17 protein-coding genes are annotated in these 17,233 nt (G+C 65.2%); 9 read left to right on the top strand and 8 right to left on the bottom strand.

Annotated features, from left to right (window positions below):
- Nucleotides 1–12: 12 nt before the first annotated feature.
- Genes B9Z50_RS03610 through B9Z50_RS03650 form a run of 9 tightly spaced genes read left to right on the top strand, consistent with a single transcriptional unit; the run spans nucleotide 13 to nucleotide 10,237 of the window.
- Nucleotides 13–765, top strand: coding sequence for a type II secretion system protein J (locus B9Z50_RS03610; RefSeq protein ID WP_108362556.1), 753 nt, complete (start codon nucleotides 13–15; stop codon nucleotides 763–765).
- The gene (gene gspK / locus B9Z50_RS03615; RefSeq protein WP_108362256.1) at nucleotides 762–1,748 is read left to right on the top strand and encodes a type II secretion system minor pseudopilin GspK; all 987 of its coding nucleotides are present in this window, start codon (nucleotides 762–764) and stop codon (nucleotides 1,746–1,748) included. The genes B9Z50_RS03610 and gspK overlap by 4 nt, the downstream gene beginning before the upstream one ends.
- 7 nt (nucleotides 1,749–1,755) lie before the next feature.
- Nucleotides 1,756–3,015, top strand: coding sequence for a type II secretion system protein GspL (gene gspL, locus B9Z50_RS03620; RefSeq protein WP_158270622.1), 1,260 nt, complete (start codon nucleotides 1,756–1,758; stop codon nucleotides 3,013–3,015).
- Nucleotides 3,012–3,539, top strand: coding sequence for a type II secretion system protein GspM (gene gspM, locus B9Z50_RS03625; RefSeq protein ID WP_158270623.1), 528 nt, complete (start codon nucleotides 3,012–3,014; stop codon nucleotides 3,537–3,539). The genes gspL and gspM overlap by 4 nt, the downstream gene beginning before the upstream one ends.
- A gap of 14 nt (nucleotides 3,540–3,553) precedes the next feature.
- On the top strand, nucleotides 3,554–4,375 hold the full coding sequence (gene gspN / locus B9Z50_RS03630; protein ID WP_108362558.1) for a type II secretion system protein N: 822 nt from the start codon (nucleotides 3,554–3,556) through the stop codon (nucleotides 4,373–4,375).
- 44 nt (nucleotides 4,376–4,419) lie between these two features.
- Nucleotides 4,420–6,624 carry a type II secretion system secretin GspD gene (gene gspD, locus B9Z50_RS03635; RefSeq protein WP_233249735.1) on the top strand — a complete coding sequence of 735 codons (2,205 nt, stop codon included), beginning with the start codon at nucleotides 4,420–4,422 and terminating at the stop codon, nucleotides 6,622–6,624.
- Nucleotides 6,625–6,631: 7 nt separating this feature from the next.
- Complete coding sequence (locus tag B9Z50_RS03640; RefSeq protein ID WP_108362258.1) at nucleotides 6,632–8,050, top strand: GspE/PulE family protein; 1,419 nt, start codon at nucleotides 6,632–6,634, stop codon at nucleotides 8,048–8,050.
- A gap of 6 nt (nucleotides 8,051–8,056) precedes the next feature.
- Nucleotides 8,057–9,295 carry a type II secretion system inner membrane protein GspF gene (gene gspF, locus B9Z50_RS03645; RefSeq protein ID WP_108362259.1) on the top strand — a complete coding sequence of 413 codons (1,239 nt, stop codon included), beginning with the start codon at nucleotides 8,057–8,059 and terminating at the stop codon, nucleotides 9,293–9,295.
- Nucleotides 9,296–9,337: 42 nt separating this feature from the next.
- Entirely contained in the window at nucleotides 9,338–10,237 is a 900-nt protein-coding gene (locus B9Z50_RS03650; RefSeq protein ID WP_108362260.1) for a 5'-nucleotidase, read from the top strand.
- Here B9Z50_RS03650 and B9Z50_RS03655 read toward each other — a convergent pair whose 3' ends face one another.
- The 8 genes from B9Z50_RS03655 to phaP form a co-directional block, all read right to left on the bottom strand.
- Entirely contained in the window at nucleotides 10,238–10,864 is a 627-nt protein-coding gene (locus B9Z50_RS03655) for a DUF3299 domain-containing protein (protein WP_108362261.1), read from the bottom strand.
- Nucleotides 10,865–10,934: 70 nt separating this feature from the next.
- The gene (locus tag B9Z50_RS03660; protein ID WP_108362262.1) at nucleotides 10,935–12,236 is read right to left on the bottom strand and encodes an ABC transporter permease; all 1,302 of its coding nucleotides are present in this window, start codon (nucleotides 12,234–12,236) and stop codon (nucleotides 10,935–10,937) included.
- Complete coding sequence (locus B9Z50_RS03665; protein ID WP_108362263.1) at nucleotides 12,233–12,922, bottom strand: ABC transporter ATP-binding protein; 690 nt, start codon at nucleotides 12,920–12,922, stop codon at nucleotides 12,233–12,235. Before B9Z50_RS03665 ends, B9Z50_RS03660 begins: the two co-directional genes overlap by 4 nt.
- Nucleotides 12,919–13,092 (bottom strand): hypothetical protein, encoded by a 174-nt coding sequence (locus B9Z50_RS17545; RefSeq protein WP_158270624.1) that lies wholly within the window; start codon nucleotides 13,090–13,092, stop codon nucleotides 12,919–12,921. Before B9Z50_RS17545 ends, B9Z50_RS03665 begins: the two co-directional genes overlap by 4 nt.
- A gap of 182 nt (nucleotides 13,093–13,274) precedes the next feature.
- Nucleotides 13,275–14,213, bottom strand: a complete 939-nt coding sequence (locus B9Z50_RS03670; RefSeq protein WP_108362264.1) for a DMT family transporter — start codon at nucleotides 14,211–14,213, stop codon at nucleotides 13,275–13,277.
- Between the two features lie 124 nt (nucleotides 14,214–14,337).
- A complete protein-coding gene (locus B9Z50_RS03675; RefSeq protein WP_108362265.1) occupies nucleotides 14,338–15,582 on the bottom strand; it encodes a hypothetical protein in 1,245 nt (414 codons plus the stop codon).
- 130 nt (nucleotides 15,583–15,712) lie between these two features.
- Nucleotides 15,713–16,501, bottom strand: a complete 789-nt coding sequence (locus B9Z50_RS03680; protein ID WP_108362266.1) for an enoyl-CoA hydratase/isomerase family protein — start codon at nucleotides 16,499–16,501, stop codon at nucleotides 15,713–15,715.
- 88 nt (nucleotides 16,502–16,589) lie between these two features.
- Complete coding sequence (gene phaP, locus B9Z50_RS03685; protein WP_108362267.1) at nucleotides 16,590–17,147, bottom strand: TIGR01841 family phasin; 558 nt, start codon at nucleotides 17,145–17,147, stop codon at nucleotides 16,590–16,592.
- Nucleotides 17,148–17,233: the final 86 nt, after the last annotated feature.

Below are 17,233 nucleotides of genomic sequence, written 5' to 3' on the forward strand. Positions count from 1 at the left end.
ACGATGCAAAGGATGAGGCCCCCCCCACAAGCCACACGCGGCTTCACCCTGATCGAGGTGATGGTGGCCATCAGCGTGATGGCCTTGATGAGCCTGATGGCCTGGCGCGGTTTGGACGGCATGCTGCGCAGCCAAAGCAGCCTGCAAAGCCGCTCGGACGAGATCCGCAGCCTGCAAGCGGGCTTGGCGCAGTGGCAAACCGATCTGGACCAATTGGCCGAGCTGAGCGGCACACCCAGCTGGGACTGGAATGGTCAGGTGCTGCGCCTGACCCGACGCACCGCCGATGCCCCCTTGCCCAACAGCAGCCCCAATACAACCCCCCCCCCCGTGCCCGCCAGCGTGCGTGTGGTGGCCTGGACCTGGCGCAGCAACCCAGGCCGGCCCGGCGGCGGCGATTGGCAGCGTTGGCAATCCCCCCCCCTGAGCCAGCGCCAGGACTGGCAAAACGCCTGGGCCCTGGCCGCACAATGGGGCCAGACCGCCAACGACAGCACGCGAGCCGGACAGATTCAGATCCACCCCTTGTCGGGCTGGCAGCTGTTTGTGCACCGGGGCGGCAGCTGGACCAACCCCTTGTCGAGCGATGCCGTGACCGCGGGCACACCGGACAGCCCGAACACCACCCCGAACTCCAACACAGCGCCCACCGCCACCCCCCCCGACGGCGTGCGCCTGGTGCTGACGCTGCCCCCCGGCCCCGCGGGCGCGGGCTCACTCACCCTGGACTGGGTGCGCCCCACCTTGTCAGGCGCGCCGTCATGACACGCCCCGCACACCAGCAGCGCGGCGCGGCCTTGCTCACGGCCATGCTCACGGTGGCCCTGGTGGCCACATTGGCCAGTGCCGCGCTGTGGCAGCAGTGGCGCCAAGTCGAGATCGAGATCGCTGAGCGCGGGCGCAGCCAAACCGCATGGATGATGACCGGTGCACTGGACTGGACGCGGCTGATCCTGCGTGAAGACGCGATTTCGGCGCAAGGCGCTGCCGCCGACCACCTGGGCGAGCCCTGGGCCTTGGCGGTGCAAGAATCCAAACTGTCCACCTTTTTGTCACAAGACCAGCAGTGGCGCGAGGGCGATGCCGAGGTCTTTTTATCGGGCCAGGTCACCGACGCGCAGTCGCGCATGAACGTGATGAACCTGGTTGAAAACGGGCAAGTCTCAGCCCCGGCGCTGGCCCGTTTTGCCGCCTTGTTCGAGCGCCTGGGCCTGCCCCTGGGCGAGCTGCAAACTTTGGCCCAGCAGCTGCAGGCCAGCTTGCAGGCCAGCAGGGCCAACCCATCCAGCGCATCCAGCCCCAACCCTGGCCCCGCCGCGCTGATGCCCCAACAAACGGCCCAACTCGTCTGGCTGGGCCTGAGCCCCGGCACGGTGGCGGCCTTGCAGGCGCACATCACCGTATTGCCCGAGGCCACGCCCGTGAACCTGAACACCGCCTCGGCCGAGGTGCTCTCGGCCGTGCTGCCCGGGCTGGACCTGGCCTCGGCCCGGCAAGCCGTGACCCAGCGCCAGCGCGGGCACTGGGCCAGCCTGAACGCCGCGCAAGAGGCTTTGGGCGCCAGTGGCCGCTTGCTGGACGACAAACAGCACAGCGTGCAAAGCCGTTACTTTGAGGTGCAGGGGCGCATGCGCATCGACAACGTGGTGCAGCAAGAGACCGCGCTGGTGAGGCGCTATGGCGGCCAGGTGCGCATGCTCTGGCGCGTGCGCAGCCCGCAGTTGCGTCTTGATGCCCCTCTACAATGAGCCGCACATGCGCACCCTGATCATCCAACTGCCGCCAGGCCTGCCCAGCCCCAGCTTGGCCTATACCCATGCCCAGGTTATGGCCGAGCCCGGCACACGCCCGCTGGCGCTGCAGTGGGCCGCAGCCGCTTTGTTGCCTGCTGCCGACCGCCAAACCGAAACCGTGGCCCTGGTGCCTGCGGCAGCCTTGTCGTGGCACCGCGTTGATTTGCCCGCAGGTCTGCACAAACAAGCCCAGCGGGTGCAAGCGGCCTTGCAAGGCCTGCTGGAAGAGCGCCTGCTCGACGACCCTGAACACATGCACCTGGCCTTGCAAACCAACTGGGCCAACACCCCCAGCCCTTGGGTGGCGGTGTGCGACCGCGCTTGGCTCGGTGCCCACCTGCAAGCCCTCGAACAAGCCGGACTGCCCGTGCACCGCATCGTGCCCGAACTCGCTCCGGGCACGCCCGGCAGCCCGGTGCAGCTCACGGCCCTGGGCGATGCCGACACCGGCTGGCTGTGGGTCAGCCACCCCGAACGCGGCGTCTGGGGCCAGCCCTGGCCTGCCCTGCGCCAAGCCGGCTTGGCCGCCCATGAGCGCCTGGGACTGTCCGAGCCCGAGCAGGCCACGGCCACGCTGCAGGCCGAACCCGGCGCGGTGGCCGTGGCATCGGAGCTGCTGGGCTCTGGCGTGCGCCTCATGCCCCCGGCCCAGCACTGGCTGGCCGCCCTGGCCGGTGATTGGGACCTGGCCCAATTTGAGCTGCGCGCCAACGCCCGCAGCCGCCAGCTGAAAAACTGGCAACGCACCGCCAGCCATCTGTGGCACAGCCCCGCCTGGCGTCCGGCGCGCTGGGGCTTTTGGCTTTTGCTGGCCGCGCAATTGGTGGGCCTGAACGCCTGGGCCTGGAAAACCCGCGCCGACTGGCAAGCCCAACAAAACAGCTGGGCCCAGGTGCTGCGCGAAACCTTCCCACAAACCAGCCTGGTGGTCGATGCGCCGCTGCAAATGGCCCAACAGGTCGAGCGCCTGCGCCAAGGCTCGGGCCAGCTCGGCGCGGGCGACCTCGAAACCATGCTGGCCGCCCTGGGCCAAGCCCTGCCGCCAGGGCTGGCCGCGCCGCGCCAATGGGCTTACCAAACAGGCCAGATGCGCCTGCAAGACTTTCAACCCGATGTGGCCCAGCAGCAAGCCTTGCAACAACGCCTGAGCGCCCTGGGCTACGCCTGGCGCGCCCAAGGCGACGGCTGGTTGATGAGTGCCCAAACGGAGGCCAAGCCATGAGCCTGCACAGCTGGACGGCCACCTTGCGCCAAGGCTGGCAAACCGCCTGGGCCCGGCGCAGCCCGCGTGAGCGGCAGTTGCTGGGCATCGGCTTTGGGGTGCTGGTCTTGGCCGCGCTGTGGTTGCTGGCCCTGGCCCCGGCGCTGCGCACCTGGCAAGAGGCCCCGGCCCGCCAGACCCTGCTCGACACCCAAAGCCAACGCATGCGCCAGCTGCAAGCGCAGGCCCAGGGCCTGCAAAAACCCCGCGCCATCGCCCGCACCGATGCCGCCCTGTGGCTGGAAAAAAACCTGACCGAGCTGGGCCCCAACGCACGCATCAGCATCCAAGACGACAGCGCCACCCTGAGCCTGCAAGCCGCCCCGGCTGCCACTTTGGCCCGTTGGCTGAGCCAAGCGCGTGACATCGCACAGGCCTTGCCCACACAAGCCCAACTGCAACAAGTCAGCCCAGCAGGCCCGAGCCAACAGATCAACAGCCCCGAACCCACCTGGCGCGGCAGCCTGGTGCTGCGCCTGCCGTGAATGCGATGCACGCCATGAAATCCCTGCAACGCGCCAACGCTCCTTCGGCCCGACCCGTGCATTCGCCTTGGTCTTTGGCCCTGCTCGGCGCGCTCTTGGGCCTGGGCCTGGCGCTGCTGGTGTGGGCCCCTGCCCGCTGGCTGGCGTGGGGCGTGGCACAGGCCAGCCAAGGCCAGGTTCAATGGCTCAACCCCCGAGGTACGGTGTGGCAAGGCTCGGCTCAGCTGCTGCTCAGCGGCGGCGTGGGCAGCCGCCAGCCGCAGGCCCTGCCCAGCCGCTTGCACTGGACCTTGTCCCCCACCTGGACCGGCTTTCGCCTGGGCTGGCGGGCCGACTGCTGCATGACCGAAGCCGCCAGCGTGCAAGCGGTCCTGGGCTGGAACACCCTGCAGCTGCAAGCCAGCGACCACACATCCAACTGGCCTGCCGCATTGCTGACAGGCCTGGGCGCACCCTGGAACACCTTGCAAGCCGAAGGCCAGCTGCAACTGCGCACCGAGGCGCTGCAACTGCACTGGGCGCAAGGCCGCCTGCAAATGCAGGGCCTGCTGGAATTGAACCTGCAAGGCATGTCCTCGCGCCTGAGCCCCATCAAGCCCATGGGCAGCTACCGCGTTGCCCTGACCGGCACCCCCGAAGGCACGCCCACGCCTGGCCTGGCGCTCAGCACACTGCAAGGCCCCTTGCTGCTGTCGGGCCAGGGCCAATGGGTGGGCCAGCGCCTGCGCTTTACCGGAGAGGCCCGCGCCGCCGAAGGCCATGAAGCCGCGTTCGACAATTTGCTCAATATCCTGGGCCGCCGCCAAGGCGCGCGCAGCCTGTTGTCTTTGGGATGACCACGTTTCATCTTCAGACCCCACCGATTCAAGACCTGAACACCATGAACGACTTTGCTCACATGCGCCCCTTGAACCGTGCCCGCTGGCCCCACAGCGCTTTGGCCATGGCCTGTTTGGCAGCCATGGGCTGGCTCGCGCCCGCAGCGCATGCCCAAAACGCGGACAAGCCCGTCGCCAACTCGGTGGCCAATCCGATCGCCAACCCGCCCGCCCTCAAGGCATCGCGCCGGGAGCCGGTGACACTCAATTTTGTGAACGCCGAAATCGAAGCCGTGGCGCGCACCTTGGCCACCTTGTCGGGCGCCAATGTCGTGGTGGACCCGCGCGTCAAAGGCACCATGTCACTGTCGAGCAACGTGCCCGTGCCCCCGGCCCAAGCCCTGCGCTTGTTTGCTGCGCAGTTGCGCACCCAGGGTTTTGCGCTGGTGGAGTCGGCCGGGCTCTACACCGTGGTGCCCGAGGCCGAGGCCAAACTCCAGACCAGCACCGTGTCGGCCGGGGCCGTGCCCACCGGCACCGGGCAAATCGTCACACAAATCTTCAAGCTCAACCACGAAACCGCCAACAACCTGGTGCCGGTGCTGCGCCCCCTGATCAGCCCCAACAACACCATCAACGTCAACCCCGGCACCAACGCCTTGGTCATCACCGACTACAGCGACAACCTGCAGCGCCTGGGCCGCATCATCGCGGCGCTCGACGTGTCCAACGCCACAGGCGTCGAGGTGCTGCGCTTGCGCCACGCCATCGCAGGCGACCTGGCCCCCATGGTGCAACGCCTGATCGAATCGGGCGCGGCCGCTGCCCCGGCGGCCCAAGGCCAATCGGACAACGGGTTCAAGACCACGGTCATCCCCGAGGTGCGCACCAACTCGCTCATCGTGCGGGCGGCCAACCCGGCACGGCTGGCCCTGGTGCGCAGCTTGGTGGACCAGCTCGACCAGCCCAGTGCCACCGGCGCAGGCGCAGCCAGCGGCAACATCCATGTGGTCTACCTGAAAAACGCCGACGCCACCCAACTGGCCACCACTTTGCGCGCCGCCATCGCAGGCGAGGCGCGCAGCGGTGCAGTCGCCAGCACTTCGCCCAGCAACCCGGCTGCAAGGGGCGCTGCGGCTGGCAGCCTCAGCGCCTCGGCTCAGCCGTCCACTGGCGGCCAGATCCAGGCCGACCCGGCCACCAACGCCCTCATCATCACCGCGCCCGAGCCGCAATACCGCCAACTGCGCAACGTAATCGACATGCTCGACCAGCGCCGCGCTCAGGTGTTTGTGGAAAGCCTGATCGCCGAAGTCAACGCCGACAAGGCCGCCGAGTTTGGCGTGCAGTGGATGAGCGGCACCGGCAACAGCGGCAGCGCCGTGGGCTTGCTGGGCACCAACTTCCGGGTGGGTGGTGCCAACGTGTTCGACCTGGCCGCTGGCGTGGCAGCAGGCACCCCCGTACTCGCACCCGGCTTCAACCTGGCGCTGGGCCAACGGCGCAACGGCGTGCTGGCCTTGGGTGCGCTGGCGCGCTTTTTACAAGCCGATGGCGACTCCAACGTGCTGTCCACGCCCAACTTGCTCACGCTGGACAACGAAGAGGCCAAGATAGTGATCGGGCAGAACGTGCCCTTTGTCACGGGCCAGTACACGGCCAACAACAGCAACAGCGGTGCGGTCAACCCTTTCCAGACGATTGAGCGCAAGGACGTGGGCCTGACGCTGCGCGTTAAACCCCAGATCAGCGAAAACGGCACCGTCAAGATGCAAATCTTCCAGGAAGTCAGCAGCATCGACACACGCAGCTCGTCTTCGGCGGGGCTGATCACCAACAAGCGCTCGATCGAATCGACCGTGTTGGTGGACGATGGCGCCATCGTGGTGCTGGGGGGCTTGCTGCAAGACGACACCACCAACAGCCAGGAAAAAGTGCCGGGCCTGGGCGACATCCCCTTGTTTGGCAACCTGTTCAAGTCCGAGGCCCGCAGCCGCAAAAAGACCAACCTGATGGTGTTCTTGCGCCCGGTGGTGGTGCGCGACGGCGCGGCGGCCGAAGCCCTGTCAATGGGCCGCTACGAGCAAATGCGTTTGCAGCAGCAAGGCTTTCAGCCGCTGCCCACCGGGCAGCTGCCTGTGGCGGGCTCGGCGGTGCTGCCGCCCGTGGACACGTCGCCCACTGTGACACCTGTGGCGCCTTCTGCCGATGCGTCCCCCTCTGCTGCTCCACCCGTGACGCCCGCAACGCCCACCCGCCAGCCCTGAGCCCGTCATGCGCCACCCCCTGCCCTACGCCTTTGCCCGCACCAGCCGTTTGCTGCTGGAAGACGATGGCCAGCGCCTGTGCCTGCTTTGGTGCAACGAGAGCGAGCGCCAAGCGATGTCCGAGGTCATGCGCAAATACGCCGCCCCCGGCCAGCACCAAGGCCTGCAGATGCAGCACTGCAGCCCCGCCGAGCTGGCCCAGCGCATCCACGAAGCCTATTCGGGTGGCCAGGCGCATGGCGCATCCACCGCTGCAGCGGTTGTGAGCGAGGTCGAGTCCGAAGCCGACCTCTCGCGCATGATGCAGGAGTTGCCCGCCGTGGAAGACCTGCTCGAAGCCAGCGACGACGCGCCCATCATCCGCATGCTCAACGCCTTGCTCACCCAGGCCACACGCGACGGCGCCAGCGACATCCACATCGAGCCCTATGAGCGCCACTCGAGTGTGCGTTTTCGCATAGACGGCACCCTGCGTGAGGTTGTACAACCGAACCGGGCGCTGCATGCCGCACTGATTTCGCGCCTGAAAATCATGGCCGAACTCGACATTGCCGAAAAACGACTCCCCCAAGACGGCCGCATCAGCCTGCGATTGGGCGCACGCGCCGTCGATGTGCGCGTGTCCACCCTGCCCAGTGCGCACGGCGAACGCGCCGTGCTGCGCTTGCTCGACAAAAGCGAAGCACGCCTGACCCTGGAAGCCGTGGGCATGCAAGGCCAAGTGCTCCAGCAGGTGGACCAGTTGATCCAGCAACCGCACGGCATCTTGCTGGTGACCGGCCCCACGGGTTCGGGCAAAACCACCAGCCTGTACGCAGCGCTGCAGCGCCTGGACGCCACGCGCAACAACATCATGACGGTGGAAGACCCCATCGAATACGAGTTGCCCGGCGTGGGTCAAACCCAGGTGAATGCCAAGATCGACCTGACGTTTGCCAAGGCGCTGCGCGCCATCTTGCGGCAAGACCCGGATGTGATCATGATCGGCGAGATCCGCGACTTTGAGACCGCACAAATTGCCATTCAGGCCTCACTCACCGGCCACTTGGTGCTGGCCACGCTGCACACCAACGATGCGGCCAGTGCCGTCAACCGCCTGATCGACATGGGCGTGGAGCCGTTTTTGCTCAGCTCCTCCCTATTGGGTGTGCTGGCCCAGCGCCTGGTGCGCAAGCGCTGCACCGCATGCCATGGCGCGGGCTGTGAGGCCTGTGGTCAAACCGGTTACTCGGGGCGCACCGGCATTTTTGAGCTGTTGGTGGCCACCGACGAGATCCGTGCCCAGATCCACCACCGCGCGGCCGAAGCCGACCTGCGCGCCACGGCCCTGGCCCAAGGCATGGTGCTGATGCGTGACGACGGTCAGCGCTTGGTGGATGCAGGCATCACCAGCGCCGAAGAGCTGCTGCGCGTCACACGGGACTGATGCTGCATGCCTGCTTACCGATTCGAAGCCCTGCAAACCGATGGTGCCCTGCGCAAAGGCACGCTCGAAGCCGACAGCCTGAAAGCCGCACGCACGCAATTGCGTGGGCAACAACTGGTGCCGCTGTTGGTCGAAGCCATCGCCTCGGGCTCGGCCAGCGAAGCGACCCGTGACTTGCCCTGGTGGCAACGCCCCATCGGCGGCGGGCGTGCTTTCAGCACCAGCGAACGCGCCGTGTGGACACGCCAGCTGGCGGGCCTGGTGGGCAGCGGCCTGCCGGTCGAACGCGCCTTGGCCGCCCTGAGCGAAGAGGCCGATGACGACAAACAACGCCTCCTGCTGGCCGCCATCCGCGCCGACATCAACTCGGGCAGCACACTGGGCCGGGCGCTGGCGCAATTTCCACAAGAGTTTCCCGCCATCGACCGCGCGGTGATCGCAGCGGGCGAGCAAAGCGGCCACTTGTCGGATGTGCTCAACCAGCTTGCGAACGACCTGGAAGACCAGCAGGTCTTGCGGGCCAAGTTGCTGTCGGCCTCGCTGTACCCGGCCATCGTGAGCCTGGTGGCGCTGGCGATTGTGATTTTTTTGGTCACCTCGGTGGTGCCGCAAGTGGCCGGGGTGTTTGCGGGCACCAAACGGCAGCTGCCGGGCCTCACGGTCGCCATGCTGGCCATCAGCGACTTTGTGCGCACCTGGGGCTGGTTCATGCTGCTCTCGATCGCGGGCGGCGTGATGGCTTTTCGGGTCGCCATGCGCCAAGCGGCGCTGCGTCTGCGTTTTGACGCGGCCTGGCTGCGCCTGCCCCTGATCGGTCGCCTGGCCCGGGGCTACAACAGCGCCCGCTTCGCCTCCACACTGGCCATGCTCACGGCCGCGGGTGTGCCCATCCTCAAAGCGCTGCAAGCGGCAGCCGACACCCTGTCCAACCAGGCCCTGCGGGCCGACGCTTTGGAGGCTCTGGTGCGCGTGCGCGAGGGCGCGCCCTTGGGCACGGCGCTGGCGCAAAACGCCCGCTTTCCGGGCCTGCTGTCCATGTTTGCGCGGCTGGGCGAACAAACCGGCCAACTGCCTGTCATGCTGCAGCGGGCCGCCACGCAACTGTCGGGCGAGGTGCAGCGCCGCGCCATGGCTTTGGCCACGGTGCTGGAGCCCCTGCTCATCGTGGCCATGGGCGGCATGGTGATGCTGATCGTGCTGGCCGTGCTGATGCCCATCATGCAACTGAACCAGTGGGTCCGATGAACCACCAACCCATGCCTCTCACCGTGTCCAAAGGAGCCCTCGATGCCCGCATCCCTTGAAGGCCAGTTGGTCGTGGCCATCTCGTCTCGCGCCCTGTTCGACTTTGAAGAAGAAAACAAGGTGTTCGAACAAGGCGACGACCGCGCGTACATGAAGCTGCAGCTCGATCGCCTGGAGGCGCCCGCCAAACCCGGCGTGGCCTTTTCTTTGGTGCGCAAGCTGCTGGCATTCAACACCGCCGATGCGCAGCGCGTGGAGGTGGTGATCCTCTCGCGCAACGACCCGGTCTCGGGCATGCGGGTGTTCCGCTCGGCGCAGCATTACGGCCTGCCCATCCAGCGCGGCAGCTTCACACGCGGGCAGCCGCCGTGGCGCTACCTGCGTCCGCTCAATGCCAACCTGTTTTTGTCCACCCATTTGTCAGATGTGCGCGCCGCCCTTGACGCCGGTGTGCCCGCAGCGCAGGTCTACCCGCATTCGGCGCTGGCTTCCGAAGCGCACCCGCACGAGGTGCGCATCGCTTTTGACGGCGATGCCGTGCTGTTTTCGGACGAAGCCGAGCGGGTGTTCCAAGCCGAGGGACTGTCGGCCTTTCAAAAGCACGAAAGCGACAAGGCTGGCCAGCCCCTGCTGGCCGGACCATTCAAGCCTGTGCTGCAAGCGCTGCACCAACTGCAGCAAGCGGGCACGCCCGCCATGCGCATCCGCACCGCGCTGGTCACAGCCCGCAGCGCCCCGGCGCACGAACGCGCCATCCGCACCCTGATGGACTGGAACATCGAGGTGGACGAAGCGATGTTCTTGGGCGGTTTGCCCAAGGGCGAATTTCTGCGCGAGTTCGAGCCGGACTTTTTCTTTGACGACCAGACTGGGCACATCGAGTCGGCGGCGCGGCATGTACCCTCAGGGCATGTGGCCTCGGGTGTATCCAACCCGGATTGATCAGCGCTTTTTTTCTTGGTAAGGCGTCACCGCTTTGGCATCGATGCGGTAACTGGCCACGCCCATGTGCGAGTCTGTTTTGGTCACACTCAAGGGACCCGACACCCAGACCACATCCATCAGTCGCAGGTTTTTGGCGGGTTTGTCCAGCAGCACATGCACGATCTGGTTGGCCGGGGGCGGGGGCGAATGCACACATGCGCCAAAGTAAGGCACCAGCAAAAATTCCTTGATGCCTGTGGCCAGGTCTTCCAGCGGCACCACATAACCCGGCAGGCGCACGCTTTCACCCAAGATCAGCGGATTAATGGGCGCGTTGTCCCACATCTTGCGCATTTTTTTCAACGCTTCCTCGGCCTTCGGGTCGTTGTCCTGGAGTTTGTCCAGGTTCAGTGCCTTGAGGTCTTTGTAGGGGTCCCAGCCCGCCGGAATCAGCTGTTCCCACCCGATGGTGCGGGTGCGGCCAGGCAAGCTGGCACCGGGCGGTGGGGCTTCGGCCGACAAGGCGGGCTGGACCTGCGGCACCGTCTCGCGCGCGGTCTCGCGCACGCTTTGCGCCTGCACCGCCGAGGCGCACAGCACCACCAGCAGCAGGCTCACTGGCCAAGACCTCGTGACTTGTTTCATCCCTGAACTCCCATTCCTGTTGTCGTTTCAACTGATTTTGCAACAACAGATTGACCGCTGACCCTGCACCTCACACGCGCGGCGACAAGCCATCGGCCAAGGACAAGTGGTAAGCCCGCCAGGCGGGCCCCAGACTGGCCAGCAACCCGGCCAACAACACCGCGCCCGCCAGCGCCAACTGCGTGGGCAAAGGCGCTGCCAGTTGCAAGCGAATGCCCAGCGACTGCTGCAGCCAGGGCGTGGCCAGCGCCATGCCCGCGTGCGCCAGCAGCACACCCAACACGACCCCGGCGCAGGTGACCCACACCCCCTCCAAAGTGAGCAAGCCCAGCACATGGCGCGGCGCGGCCCCCACGGCGCGCAACACCGCCAGTTCGCGGCGGCGCTCGTTCAGGCCCGCCAACACCACGGCCACCAGCGAGACCACACTCACCAAAGCCACCAGGGCAGACACGGCCAACAAAGCGTTTTCGCCCACGCCCAGCACCGACCACAGCTCGCCCAGCGCCACACCGGGCATCACGACCATCAGGGCTTCTGCTTCGTAAAAATTCACAAAACGCTGCACATTGAACACCGCCGCACGGCTTTTCAGGCCCACCAGGGCGGCCGTGACTTCTTCCGGCTCCAGATTGAATTTGCGCGCTTGGTCGGCCGGAATCTCCCCGCCGGGCATGGGCGTGCCCGCGACCCAGTCCAAGTGGATGGCTTCGAGGGCCTTCAGGCTCACTTGCACCGAACGGTCCACCGGGGTGCCGGTGGGGGCCAGAATGCCGACCACCTTGAAGGGCTTGTCGGCGTGTTCATCCGCCTCTTCGCCTGCTTCCTCGTGATCATGACCGTGGTCGTGCATGCCGTGTCCCAGCGTGATGCTTTGGTCCAAGCCATAGCCCAACTTGCGCGCCACCTCGGCCCCGATCACGGCCTCGTACAAACCATCGAGCGTGTCCGCAAACGGCGCGCCTTGCTGCAAGACCAGCGGCTGTTTGTCACCATAGGCAAAGTGCTGAAAAAACGCGGGCGTGGTGCCCAGCACCGGAAAGCCGCGGTGCGAGTCCCCCAAACTCAAGGGCACCACCCAAGACACCGAGCGGTGCTGCGCCAATTTGTGCACGCTGTCCATGGACATGCTTTGCGGCACGCTGCCGATGTGGAACACCGAAAAAAGCATCAGCTGAACGGGGCTGCTGCGCGCGCCCACAATCAAATCGACACCACTGACCGATTGCGAAAAACTGTGGCGGATGTCGTGGCGCAAACGCTCCAGCGTCCACAACAAGGCGGTGGCCAGCGCCAGCGACACCACCACCCACACCAGCGTGCTGCGCCGGTTCCAGGCGCTGCTGCGCGCCATGTGCCAAAGGCTGTTCATGCGCTCACCCCCGCTTGCTGCAAGGCGGGCAAAGACCATTGCACATCAAATCGCACCGCCTGTTGTTCGTCGTGGCTCACGCACACCAAGGTGCTGCCCGCATCGCGTGCGGCCTGCAGCAACAAGTCCATGAAACCCTGGCGCAAGGCCGCATCCAGGGCCGAGGTGGGCTCGTCGGCCAAGATCAATTCGGGCTGACCCATCAGGGCGCGGGCAGCGGCCACACGCTGCTGCTGACCCACCGACAAGGCGTCGGCGCGGCGACTCCAAAGCGCCGCGGGCAAACCCATGCGCTGCAACCAGGTTTGGGCTGTGGCCTCGGGGCCACCAGCGGCCTGACACCGTTCGCGCCTCAGTTTGGAAAAGCGGCAAGGCAGCGTCACGTTGTCCAACACACTCAGGTAGGGCAGCAAATTGAACTGCTGAAACACCACGCCCACATGGTCGGCCCGGAAAGTGTCGCGCTGGCCGGGCTTCAAAGTGGCCCAGTCTTGCCCGAGCAATGACACGCGCCCTTGGCGGGGTGACAAGACACCCGACAACAAACCCAGCAAAGTGCTCTTGCCACAGCCGCTGGGGCCATGCAAAAACACAGTCTGACCACGGTCCACCTGCAAGCGGCCCAGCACCAGCGTGTCAGGCCCGCCCCGGGTCCAGGCAAAGCGCAAAGGCTCGATGTCGATCACGAAAATTCCCTTTGGATGTATTGGCCAACTGCTTTGTCGAACGCATGAAGGCAAGCACCTGAAAACGCCAAGCGACGCAGCAGACCATGGATCGCTTCGTCTCTCGCGATGACAAAAAAATCTCCCGTCATTGCGAGCGAAGCGCGGCAATCCATGCCTTCTAAACCCATGGATCGCTTCGTCCCTCGCGATGACAAAAAAATCTCCCGTCATTGCGAGCGAAGCGCGGCAATCCATGCCTTCTAAACCCGTGGATCGCTTCGTCCCTCGCGATGACGAAAAACCCCCGTCACAGCCTAGTGGCCAACACAGATTTGTTAAATAAAGTGATCAATATACCCGTCAAAACCATCTAAGAAGGCTTTCTCAGGCTTTCCCTGCGGGCAATCCAGACGGTGGCGCCCAGGATGACCAAGGCGCCGGCCCAGGTCCATTGGCTGGGCACGTCACCAAACACCAGCCAACCCAGCAAAGAAGCCCAGACCAGGTCCAGAAAGCGCAGCGACTGGGTAGCAGAAATGTCGGCCAGCGCGAAGGCCCGCGTGAGGCAATAGTGGGCCAGCGTGCCGAGCACGCCCGTGGCAGCAAAGCCGATCCACTGCATCAGGGTGGGCGCTTGCCAGTTGGGCAGCGCCATCGGCAGGCTCAACACCGTGACCGTCAGCGCTTGCCACAGCACAATCACGCCCGCTTTTTCGTACCGGGTCAGGGCTTTGGTGATGAGAAAAGACGCCGCAAACACGGGCGACGAGGCGAGCATGACCAGGTTAAACCAGCCGCCCTCCCCTGACATTTTGGGCAGCACCACCACCAGCACGCCTGCAAAGCCAATGATGGCGGCGATCCAGCGGTCTTTGCGCATGGGCTCGCCCAAAAACCAGGCCGCACCGATCATGATGAAAATCGGGCCGGTAAAGCCAATGGCCGTCATGTCGGCCAAGGGAATTTTGGGCAAAGCCGTGAACCACAACACCAACCCCAGCGTGTGCACCCCACCGCGCCAGAACTGGCCCGTCATGTTCACCGGCATATAGGCCCGCCAGCCGTCACGCCAAACCCAGGGCAAGATGACCAGCAAACCAAACAAATACCGCAAGAACTGCGATTGGTAGACGTCCAGGTGCAGCGTCAACTCACGGGCGATGGTGTTCAGGAAAGAAAACAGCAGCCCGCCCAGCACCATCCAGACCATGCCCCGCACCGCCACGGGCCAGGCGGCAAAGGTTCGCCTGCTGCGGTGCTGCGCGAGCGACCACTGGCGAGTGGGGGACCAAGGCTTGCGCGGTTTCATGCCGCGGCGCTTTTGAAGGGGTAAATCACCCGTTCATCTTAGGGGCAAGGCGCATCCGGGCCGGTCGCTTGTGTTACCTGCCCCCGCCTTGTTCACCGGTTCAGGCTGTCATTGAGGCAGGGATTCAAGAAGGCGGCAGAGGCGGCAAGGACCTGGCTGCCGGGTTGGAGCCAGGCGTGGCCGCAGCGGCGGGTGGGGCCACGGGCGGCGGCAGCGGCGCTGGAGTCGATGCCGTCGCTGGCACTGGCGCGTTAGGTGCGGCTGGGCTCGCCGCTGTTGGCGCTTGTGCCGGTGGTGGTGCCGGCGGTGGTGCAGCAGATGCGGGCGCAGCTGGGGGCGCCGATGCAGCAGGGCTGGCGGGTTGAGGGGCCTCTTGGGGCTTGGCTTCGGGTGCTGGCACCCCCCTGATTTTGTCGATCTGCTGGAAGACCCAATTCTTCTCTTGTGCAGCCTGCGCTTTTTCTTCGGCAATCTGGGCCTTCAAGGCCGCGATCTTGTCTTGCAGCGCACGCTGCTCGGCGGCCTTGGCCTCTTGGGCCTGGCGCTCGGCGAGCAACTTGGCGTCTTCGATGGCCTGCAGTTTGGCGGCCTCTTCGGCTGCAGCACGGGCCACGCGGTCTTTTTCCTGCTGGATGCGCGAGGCCCTGACGGACGCGATCTCACGCACCCCAGTGCTCCAAGGCAAATTTTGCAATTGCCTTTGGATGGCGGCTTCGCGCGAAATCGTCTGCACCTTGCCGTTCACGTTGGCCGTGAAAAAGCCCTCGCATCGGGTTTTGATGCCCGCCACGGTGCAGGCATGGCCTTGCGGGCTTTGGGCCCCCCAAGCTTTGGGGCGGGCCAAAAATGCCTCGCATTGGGCAAAGGCCCGGTCAATTTTGGCGTCCTCGCCGCTGGGCTGCGGGTCATTGAAGTCAAACCATTCGGGTCGCACCCGGTCCAGCTCGAATGCGGTGCGCAGACAGTCGGCCTTGGCTGGGGGCATTTGAGCCTGCATGCCCGCCCAAACAGCCCGCGTCAGGGCGTTGCTGCTGACCACCATGAAGCGGGTTTCGCCTTGGGTGGGGCAGCCATTGACCACCTGGTCGTTGATGCGCCGGGCCTGGCCCTGCCAACGCACCGTGACGGATTCCTCATCTTGCGGTGTGATGGCCACAGCCGTGTCAAAAAACGGGGCTTGCACCACGCGCTCAACATCGGCCTGACCCGGCACACTGATGCGCAAATTGCAACGCGTCTCGCCATTGACCACCCGGGCGGCGACGGGCACGGTTTGGGTTTGTCCGGCTTGCAGCACGTACTGACCCGCCCACGCCAAAGGCGCAGCGCACAGCCACAGCAAACCAGCCCACCCAACACTTGATCTCATTGCGCACCCGTCCACAGAAAAAGACATTCCACAAAAGGTATCGACAGCAAAGCGCCCAACTTGATAGCGCAGCGCTTGGGCTCCGCAACTGGGTTGTGGATGCGCCTGGCGCTGCGGGTGCGCCAGAGCCTCAACGGCCGGTAAAAACCGGCACTCTGCGCTGAGCAAAAGCCGCCCTGCCCTCAGCAAAGTCTTCGCTTTGGCTGCTGCGCTGCTCGCGCTCGCGCATGCGGGCCACGTCGCCCAGCCCGACCTCGATTTCCCGAATCGATTGTTTGGTCTCCTGCACGGCCACGGGGGCCAGCGCCAACAGATCGCGCACCAGCGCCTGCTGGGTCGCGGCCCAGTCGCTCGGGCCGACCAGGGCTTCAAACAAACCCAGAGCCTCCAGTTGACGATCGGTGAAAGGCCGGGCTGTCAAAAAAGCCCGCCGGGTCGCCGCCAGGCCAAAACGGCTGACATAGCGCTGCAAGCCACTGGGGTAGTAATGCAGGCCCAGCGCCGTGGCCGGCATGCGCCACTCAATGCCCAGCAGGCCCATGCGCAGGTCGCAGGCCAGCACCACATCCGTGGCCCCACCATAAACGCTGCCATTCAAGGCGCACACCGTGACCGGTCGCATCGCGGCCAGGGCATCCGGAATTTCTTCAAAAAACGTCGACCCATGCCCAGGCTCGTCAAAACCGCCAATGTCGTAGCCCGCGCAAAACACCGGCCTGGGCTGGCCACTGGTGTTGGCGGTGAGCACCAACACCCGCACAGCCTCATCGCGGTTGACCGTGTCAAAGTGCACCAGCAAAGCCTTGAGATCGGCGTTTTCCAGCCGGTTGCGCTGGGCCGGGCGGTTCAAGGTGATGGTGGCCACACCGCCTTCGATGTGCAAAACGGGAACAGAAGCGGGCGGGGCAGCAGGTGACATGGGCAATCCAAAACAAAAAGGGTGTCCGAAGACACCCTGATTGTAGAAAGCCGCCCCTGTATTCAGGGCCGGCTCATGAAGTCAAAGCTCAAGCCTTGGCTTTAGCCTTGCCCATGGCGGCCTTGACCGAAGCTTCGGCTTGGGCGGTGGCGGCCTTCATGCTGGCTTCGGCGCTGTCAGCGGCTTGCTTGGCCACTTTTTTCAGGGTCTCGGCAGCGCTTTGGCTGGCTTCGTAGGCAGTTTTGAACACGGCCACAGCAGCGTCAGAACCGGCGGGGGCGTTCTTCAGGCTGTTTTCGACCAGGCTTTTGACGGCTTGCTCGGACTCGGCCATTTTGCTCTCGACGGCCTTGGTGAACTCGGCGCCGGTGCTGTTGGCGATGTCAGTCAGGTGACGGCTGTAAGACACCGACTTTTCGAAGGCGGGTTGCACCAATGCGGCTTGCACAGCCATCAGGTCTTGAGGCGACTTGGCGGCCATCAGGGCTTGCATGTTGGCGAAAGACTCGCCCACAGCGGCTTTGCCGGCGGCCATGTTCAGCTCGACCAGGCGCTCGAAACCGGCGAAAGCCGATTGCGACAGGCCAGCGGCCACGTTCAGGTTGGCTTGCTGTGCAGCGGCGAATTGTTCAGTGTTGAAGTTCATGGTGTTTCCTTGGAGAGGTTTTGTTGCAATGCAGCAATTTGAACAGCACACCCTGCCCGTGACAAGGGAAAACCCGCACTTTAGAG

The organism is Limnohabitans sp. Bal53, assembly GCF_003063355.1.
Classification (GTDB): Bacteria; Pseudomonadota; Gammaproteobacteria; order Burkholderiales; family Burkholderiaceae_C; genus Limnohabitans_A.

Bases quoted from the DNA above. Each gene is read 5' to 3' on its own strand.
- B9Z50_RS03610 (WP_108362556.1), top strand. From the start codon at position 13: ATGAGGCCCCCCCCACAAGCCACACGCGGCTTCACCCTGATCGAGGTG.
- gspK (WP_108362256.1), top strand. From the start codon at position 762: ATGACACGCCCCGCACACCAGCAGCGCGGCGCGGCCTTGCTCACGGCC.
- gspL (WP_158270622.1), top strand. From the start codon at position 1,756: ATGCGCACCCTGATCATCCAACTGCCGCCAGGCCTGCCCAGCCCCAGC.
- gspM (WP_158270623.1), top strand. From the start codon at position 3,012: ATGAGCCTGCACAGCTGGACGGCCACCTTGCGCCAAGGCTGGCAAACC.
- gspN (WP_108362558.1), top strand. From the start codon at position 3,554: ATGAAATCCCTGCAACGCGCCAACGCTCCTTCGGCCCGACCCGTGCAT.
- gspD (WP_233249735.1), top strand. From the start codon at position 4,420: ATGAACGACTTTGCTCACATGCGCCCCTTGAACCGTGCCCGCTGGCCC.
- B9Z50_RS03640 (WP_108362258.1), top strand. From the start codon at position 6,632: ATGCGCCACCCCCTGCCCTACGCCTTTGCCCGCACCAGCCGTTTGCTG.
- gspF (WP_108362259.1), top strand. From the start codon at position 8,057: ATGCCTGCTTACCGATTCGAAGCCCTGCAAACCGATGGTGCCCTGCGC.
- B9Z50_RS03650 (WP_108362260.1), top strand. From the start codon at position 9,338: ATGCCCGCATCCCTTGAAGGCCAGTTGGTCGTGGCCATCTCGTCTCGC.
- B9Z50_RS03655 (WP_108362261.1), bottom strand. From the start codon at position 10,864: ATGAAACAAGTCACGAGGTCTTGGCCAGTGAGCCTGCTGCTGGTGGTG.
- B9Z50_RS03660 (WP_108362262.1), bottom strand. From the start codon at position 12,236: ATGAACAGCCTTTGGCACATGGCGCGCAGCAGCGCCTGGAACCGGCGC.
- B9Z50_RS17545 (WP_158270624.1), bottom strand. From the start codon at position 13,092: ATGGGTTTAGAAGGCATGGATTGCCGCGCTTCGCTCGCAATGACGGGA.
- B9Z50_RS03670 (WP_108362264.1), bottom strand. From the start codon at position 14,213: ATGAAACCGCGCAAGCCTTGGTCCCCCACTCGCCAGTGGTCGCTCGCG.
- B9Z50_RS03675 (WP_108362265.1), bottom strand. From the start codon at position 15,582: ATGAGATCAAGTGTTGGGTGGGCTGGTTTGCTGTGGCTGTGCGCTGCG.
- B9Z50_RS03680 (WP_108362266.1), bottom strand. From the start codon at position 16,501: ATGTCACCTGCTGCCCCGCCCGCTTCTGTTCCCGTTTTGCACATCGAA.
- phaP (WP_108362267.1), bottom strand. From the start codon at position 17,147: ATGAACTTCAACACTGAACAATTCGCCGCTGCACAGCAAGCCAACCTG.